The organism is Streptomyces sp. NPDC059788 (assembly GCF_042732265.1).
In the GTDB taxonomy this organism is placed as follows: domain Bacteria; phylum Actinomycetota; class Actinomycetes; order Streptomycetales; family Streptomycetaceae; genus Streptomyces.
Window position 1 is genome coordinate 21,220 of the sequence record NZ_JBHWHY010000084.1, and the last position, 5,857, is coordinate 27,076.

The following is a 5,857-nucleotide window of genomic DNA, read 5'->3' on the forward strand; positions in this document are numbered from 1 at the left end:
TAAGTGTATTTTTTTGGTACCGGTCGCCGTGCGTTGTGTTTGAGGGCAGCCGGGGGGGTGTTGGGGTGTTGTCGGGGGGTGTCATCCCCCGCCGGACAACCGGAGAAGCAATTTCCGCTCCGACGAAACGAGAAACGAACCGTGCACAGCAAGACTTCGCGCCCGGCGTGGATAACCGGATGCGCCACCGCCCTGGTCGCCGCCGGCGCGCTCACCGCCGCCCCGGCGCAGGCCGTCGTCGGCGACGCCGCCAAGGACAAGGCGTACCCCTTCACCGCGAAGCTCGACATCGGCGACGGCGAGCGCGGCTGCACCGGCGCGCTGGTCGACGCGCACTGGATTCTGACCGCGGCCGGCTGCTTCGCCGACGCGCCCGCCCAGGGCTTCGAGGTTCCGGCCGGCAAGCCCACGCGGAAGACCATGGCGACCATCGGCCGCACCGACCTCACCACCCGGACCGGCCAGGTACGGGAGGTCGTCGAACTCGTGCCGCGCGTCGACCGCGATCTGACGCTCGCCCGCCTCGACAAGCCGGTCACGGACATCACCCCGGTCGCCCTCGGTACCACCGCCCCCACCGTGGGCGAGGAACTGCGGGCCACCGGATACGGCCGGACGAAGGACACCTGGGTGCCCGACCGGCTCCACACCGGCGCCTTCGGGGTGGACTCGGTCGCCGACGGCCGGATCGGCGTCACCGGCACGGCGGGCGCCGCCGTCTGCAAGGGCGACACCGGCGGCCCCGTCTTCCGCGAGAAGGACGGCCAGTACCGGCTCGTCGCCGTCAACACCGCCTCCTGGCAGGGCGGCTGCTTCGGCACCGACGAGAGCGAAACCCGCAACAGCGCGGTCGCGACCCGGGTCGACGACATCGGCGAGTGGGTCCGGACCAATGTCCGCAGGCTCGTACTGAAGTCGCAGGCGAACGGCAAGTACGTCACCGCCGAGATCAACGACAGCGGCAACCAGCAGGGCAAGCTGCGGGCCCGCGGCGACAAGATCGGTTCCTGGCAGCGGTTCACGCTGCACGACAACAACGACGCGGACGGCACGGTGAGCCTGCGGTCCGAGGCGAACGACCTGTTCGTCAGCGCGGAGCTCAAGGACGCGGGGGACCACAGCGGAATGCTGCGCACCCGTGGCACCACCATCGGCTCCTGGGAGAAGTTCCTGCTGGAGCCGCAGCCCGACGGGACGTTCGCGCTGAAGTCGCAGGCGAACGGCAAGTACGTCACCGCTGAGATCAACGCCACCGGCGGCGACGAGGGCCTGCTGCGTGCGCGCTCCGAGCGCGTCGGCGCGTGGGAGCGCTTCGCCTTCGAGCGGGTGGACGCGATGCGTACGGCACCGTCCGCCGGGTAGCCCCACAAGCTACGGCGCAACGGCGGCAGCCCGAACCGCGCGGACTTCGGGGTCCGCGCGGTTCGCCGCTGTCCGCGCGGCACCGTCCACGGCTGACGCCGCCCGGCGCCGCCGAGCCGGACCGGTGGCGTGCGCGCCACCCGGCCCGGCAGGCGGGGAGTGTTCAGGTGCGCCAAGTCACCGCAGTTGAACGCGGGTTCGGATAGAAGTGCACTGGCGTGCGAGCGGCCCCCTCGGGGGGAGGTGGCGCGGGGTAGCGAAACGCCGAAGTGTGTCCGTACCCCACCCCCGCAACAACTAGCGTGCGTGCTCCGCGAACTGCCGACGGCCGATCCGGAGGGCGCCGATGCCTGCAGCATTCCCCGAGGGGACCCCAGTCACCCAGGAGACCCGTGGTCCCCTGGGCCCGCACGGTCCCCGGGGGGTGGACCCCGCGACGGCGGCCACGCGGCGCCGGGAGCGGGAGGGCGGGCGGCACGGCCGGGCCGCGTTCCCGGAGACGGCCGCCGATTCGGCCATACGGACCCGCCTGGTGCGGCTCGCCGCCGTACCGTGCCTCCTGGTCGCCGCCACCTGCTCGGCCGCCACCGCCTTCGTCGTACGGTCCGGGGGCACCGGGCTCAGCGGCCGGGAATGGATCGTCCTGCTCGCGGCCTGCGGCCTGGTCTGCGCCATCGTGACGGCCGCGGGCGCCGCGGCCAACAACGAGGCGCGCGCCGCCGTCGCGCGCTACGCGCGACTGCGCGAGGTCTGCGCCCGCAGCCAGCACGACCTCTACGACCTGCTGGACCGGTTCCGCCAAGGCGAATGGCTTCAGCAGCGGGAGAGCGAACCCGCCCCGCCGCCCGCCGGCGACACCCTCGACCTGCTCGCCCACGAGGTGGCCACGGTGGGCCGGGCGGCCGAGGCGGCCGTCGTGGACGCGGTGGCCATCGCCCGCAGCAACGCCAGCGGCAACGAGCAGAAGGTCGAGGTGTTCGTCAACCTCGCCCGGCGCCTGCAATCCCTGGTGCACCGCGAGATCGAGCTGCTGGACGAGCTGGAGAACCAGGTCGAGGACCCCGACCTGCTCAAGGGCCTCTTCCACGTCGACCACCTCGCCACCCGCATCCGCCGCCACGCCGAGAACCTCGCCGTCCTCGGCGGCGCCATCTCCCGCCGCCAGTGGAGCCGCCCGGTCACCCTGACCGAGGTGCTGCGCTCCTCCATCGCCGAGGTCGAGCAGTATCCGCGGATCAAGCTGGTACCGCCCATCGAGGGCACGCTGCGCGGCCACGCCGTCGCCGACGTCATCCACCTGCTCGCCGAACTCGTCGAGAACGCCACCGTCTACTCCGCCCCGCAGACGCATGTCCTGCTGCGCGCGCAACTGGTCACCGCCGGTCTCGCCGTCGAGGTGGAGGACCGCGGGCTGGGCATGTCGGTGGAGGAGCAGACCCAAATGAACGGACTGCTCGCCGACCCCGACCACGTCGACGTGGCCGAACTGCTCAGCGACGGGCGCATCGGGCTCTTCGTGGTCTCCTCGCTCGCCCGGCGGCACGGCATCGTCGTCCGCCTGCAGAGCAACATCTACGGCGGGGTGCAGGCCGTCCTCGTCGTACCGAAGGGCCTGCTCGGCCCGGAGACCGAGCAGCCGCAGGAGGACGCACCGTACGCGGACGCCGGGGAGATCACCCTGACGGACCCCGAGCCCCGCTCCCTGGCCGGAGCGTCCGGATACGGGGACGGATACGAGGACGACGACGCGGACCCCGTGGACCCCGCCGCGCCGCGCGGACCGCGCCGCAGGCTCGTCCGGGCCGCCCACGGAGCGCCCGCCGCGGGGGCGACCGCGGGGGCGTACCCGGACATCGTGTACGGCGACGGAGTGTGGCCCAGCGCGGCCGACACCCCGCACGCCGGCACGCGCGCCGTGCACGCCGCCGCGCCGCCTGCCGCCGGTCCGCCCCCGGCCGGCGCCCACCGGGCACCCGACACCCACGACGGCCAGGTTCGGCATCCCGGCCCGCACCCCGCCGCACCGGCCGCGCCCGGCCCGGTCCTCATGCCGCCCGCCCCGCCCGCCGCGGCCGAGGACGGCACCCGGCCGCGCCTGCCGCGCCGCCGCAAGCAGGAGCACCTGGTGCCGCAGCTGCGCGGCGAGCCGATCCTGCCGAACGCCGGGCGCCGCGACGGCAGGCCCGAACCCGAGCACGACCCCGGCCTGATGGCCGCGTTCCGGCGCGGCATCAGCCTCGCCGACGACAGCTACGCCGGCCCCGGCGACCACGACGGTTACGACAGTTACCGGGCCGGCTCCGACGCCGGCCACGACAGGCCCGACCCCCGCCTAGGAGACGACCGCGACCATGGTGAGTGACGTGCACACACAGGCACCTGCGCACCTGCAGGGAGGCCAGCAGACCGATCTGTCCTGGCTGCTGACCGGACTCGTGAACCGCGTGCCCCACGCGACCAGCGCGCTTCTGCTGTCCTCCGACGGCCTGGTCAAGGCGGCCCACGGGTTCGACCCGGACAGCGCCGACCACCTGGCCGCCCTCTCCTCCGGCCTGTACTCGCTCGCCCGCAGCGCCGGGGTGCGCTTCGGCAACGGCGACGACGTGCTCCAGGTCGTCGTCGAGCTGGAGACCACGTTCCTGTTCGTCTCCACCGCCGGGTCGGGCGCCTGCCTCGCCGTGCTGGCCGGCCGGGACGCCGATGTGGCGGTCCTCGGCTACGAGATGGGGATGCTGGTCAAGAGCGTCCGTCCCTACCTGGCGACGCCGGTGCGGCAGCAGGCCCCGGCAGGCGGTCGCTGACGGTGGGCGTACGGCGCCGCCGCAGAGCGGGCCGCGAGATCCCGTGGCTCGACGACGAGGCCGGCCGCCTGGTCCGCCCGTACACGGTCAGCAACGGGCGGACCCGCCCGACCGCCCACTTCGACCTGCTGACCATGGTGACAGCCACCGGGAAGCGGCCCGTCACCTGCCAGGGGCCCGACTACGCGCAGGTGCTCGGGCTGTGCGGCGGGCCGGTGTCGGTCGCGGAGATCGCCGCGCACATACATCTGCCCGCCGTGGTCACCAAGGTCCTGCTGGCCGACCTGGTCGACTGCGGGGCGCTCGCCGCCCGCGCGCCCGTACCGGTGTCCGCCTGCGGGTCGGGCCCCCCGAACCGTACCGACCGAGCCCTGCTGGAGGCGGTGCTGCATGGACTTCGCAAACGGCTCTGACGCCTTGTCCGCCGATGCCCGGCTCCCGTCCGCCGCGGGGGCGTCCCCCGCGGACTTCGCGGCCGACCCGTTCCCGCTGGCGCTGAAGATCCTGGTGGCCGGCGGCTTCGGCGTCGGCAAGACGACCTTCGTCGGCGCGGTCAGCGAGATCGAACCGCTCAGTACGGAGGAACTGCTCACCCAGGTCAGCGTGGGCACCGACGACCTGGCCGGCGTCGAGGACAAGAACACCACCACCGTCGCCATGGACTTCGGCCGGATCACCCTCGGCCGCGAGCACATCCTCTACCTCTTCGGCACGCCGGGGCAGGAACGCTTCTGGTTCATGTGGGACGAGCTGTCCAACGGCGCGCTCGGCGCCGTCATCCTCGCCGACACCCGCCGCCTGGACCAGTGCTTCGCCGCCGTCGACTTCTTCGAGCGGCGCGGTATCGCGTTCGTCGTCGCCGTCAACGAGTTCGACGGCTCCTACCACTACGGCCCGGACGAGGTGCGCAGCGCCATAGACCTCCCTCCCGGCACCCCGGTCGTGCTCTGCGACGCACGCCAGTGCAGCTCCTCCACCCACGTCCTGGTCTCGCTCGTCCAGCACCTGCTGACCCCCGCCCTCGCCGCCACCCCGGAGTTCCCGTGACCCGTCCCGCCCCACGCGTGTCGTACGCCTCCTACGACCCCACGCGTCATCTGCTGCTCACCCCCGAGGACCACGAGGCACCGGCCCGCGTCGCCCGGCTGCGCGCCCTGGGCATCGGCGAGGCGCCGCTGCCCGCGTTCGACGAGTTCGCGCGCAAGCTGGCCCGGACGACCCGGGCGCCGTACGCCATGGTCAACTTCATCGACGAGCACCGGCAGTACTTCGCCGGGCTCTACACGCCCGACGACAAGCAGGCGCCCGTCGAACTGGGCCCCGCGCCGCCCAGCGCCCAGCCCGGCCGGGTGATGGCCCGTGACCACGGCTACTGCCCGCACGTCATCGTCCGCCGCAAGGCACTGGTGCTGGAGGACGTCTGCGACTACCCGCGCTTCGCGGGCAACCCCGTCGTGGACGAGATCGGCATCCGTTCCTACCTGGGTGCGCCGCTCATCGACCGTACGGGGATGGCGCTCGGCACGGTCTGCGTGGTGGACCTCGAACGCCGCCCGTGGGGGCGCGAGGGCCTGCAGACCATCAAGTCGCTGGCGGCCGAACTGGTCGAGCAGATCCACCGCATGGAGCGGCAGCGCGCTGAGGAGGGGTGAAGAAGGGCCGGAGCCCGCGCCGCCGCACGCGATGACGGACAC

At 73.2% G+C, this 5,857-nt stretch carries 6 protein-coding genes; all 6 read left to right on the plus strand.

Translation table 11 applies throughout. From position 1 onward, the window contains the following. Positions 1 to 141 precede the first annotated feature (141 nt). Entirely contained in the window at positions 142 to 1,362 is a 1,221-nt protein-coding gene (locus tag ACFV57_RS41030; RefSeq protein WP_385243870.1) for a trypsin-like serine protease, read from the plus strand. A 424-nt stretch (positions 1,363 to 1,786) separates the two neighbouring features. Next, on the plus strand, positions 1,787 to 3,724 hold the full coding sequence (locus ACFV57_RS41035; RefSeq protein ID WP_385243873.1) for a sensor histidine kinase: 1,938 nt from the start codon (positions 1,787 to 1,789) through the stop codon (positions 3,722 to 3,724). After that, positions 3,714 to 4,163, plus strand: a complete 450-nt coding sequence (locus tag ACFV57_RS41040; protein WP_385243876.1) for a roadblock/LC7 domain-containing protein — start codon at positions 3,714 to 3,716, stop codon at positions 4,161 to 4,163. Before ACFV57_RS41035 ends, ACFV57_RS41040 begins: the two co-directional genes overlap by 11 nt. A 2-nt stretch (positions 4,164 to 4,165) precedes the next feature. Next, positions 4,166 to 4,576 (plus strand): DUF742 domain-containing protein, encoded by a 411-nt coding sequence (locus tag ACFV57_RS41045; RefSeq protein WP_385243879.1) that lies wholly within the window; start codon positions 4,166 to 4,168, stop codon positions 4,574 to 4,576. After that, positions 4,554 to 5,210, plus strand: a complete 657-nt coding sequence (locus ACFV57_RS41050; RefSeq protein ID WP_385243881.1) for an ATP/GTP-binding protein — start codon at positions 4,554 to 4,556, stop codon at positions 5,208 to 5,210. The genes ACFV57_RS41045 and ACFV57_RS41050 overlap by 23 nt, the downstream gene beginning before the upstream one ends. Further along, on the plus strand, positions 5,207 to 5,815 hold the full coding sequence (locus tag ACFV57_RS41055) for a GAF domain-containing protein (protein ID WP_385243884.1): 609 nt from the start codon (positions 5,207 to 5,209) through the stop codon (positions 5,813 to 5,815). Before ACFV57_RS41050 ends, ACFV57_RS41055 begins: the two co-directional genes overlap by 4 nt. Positions 5,816 to 5,857: the final 42 nt, after the last annotated feature.

Coding starts and splice junctions, on each gene's coding strand:
- ACFV57_RS41040 (WP_385243876.1), top strand. CDS start 3,714: ATGGTGAGTGACGTGCACACACAGGCACCTGCGCACCTGCAGGGAGGC.
- ACFV57_RS41050 (WP_385243881.1), top strand. CDS start 4,554: ATGGACTTCGCAAACGGCTCTGACGCCTTGTCCGCCGATGCCCGGCTC.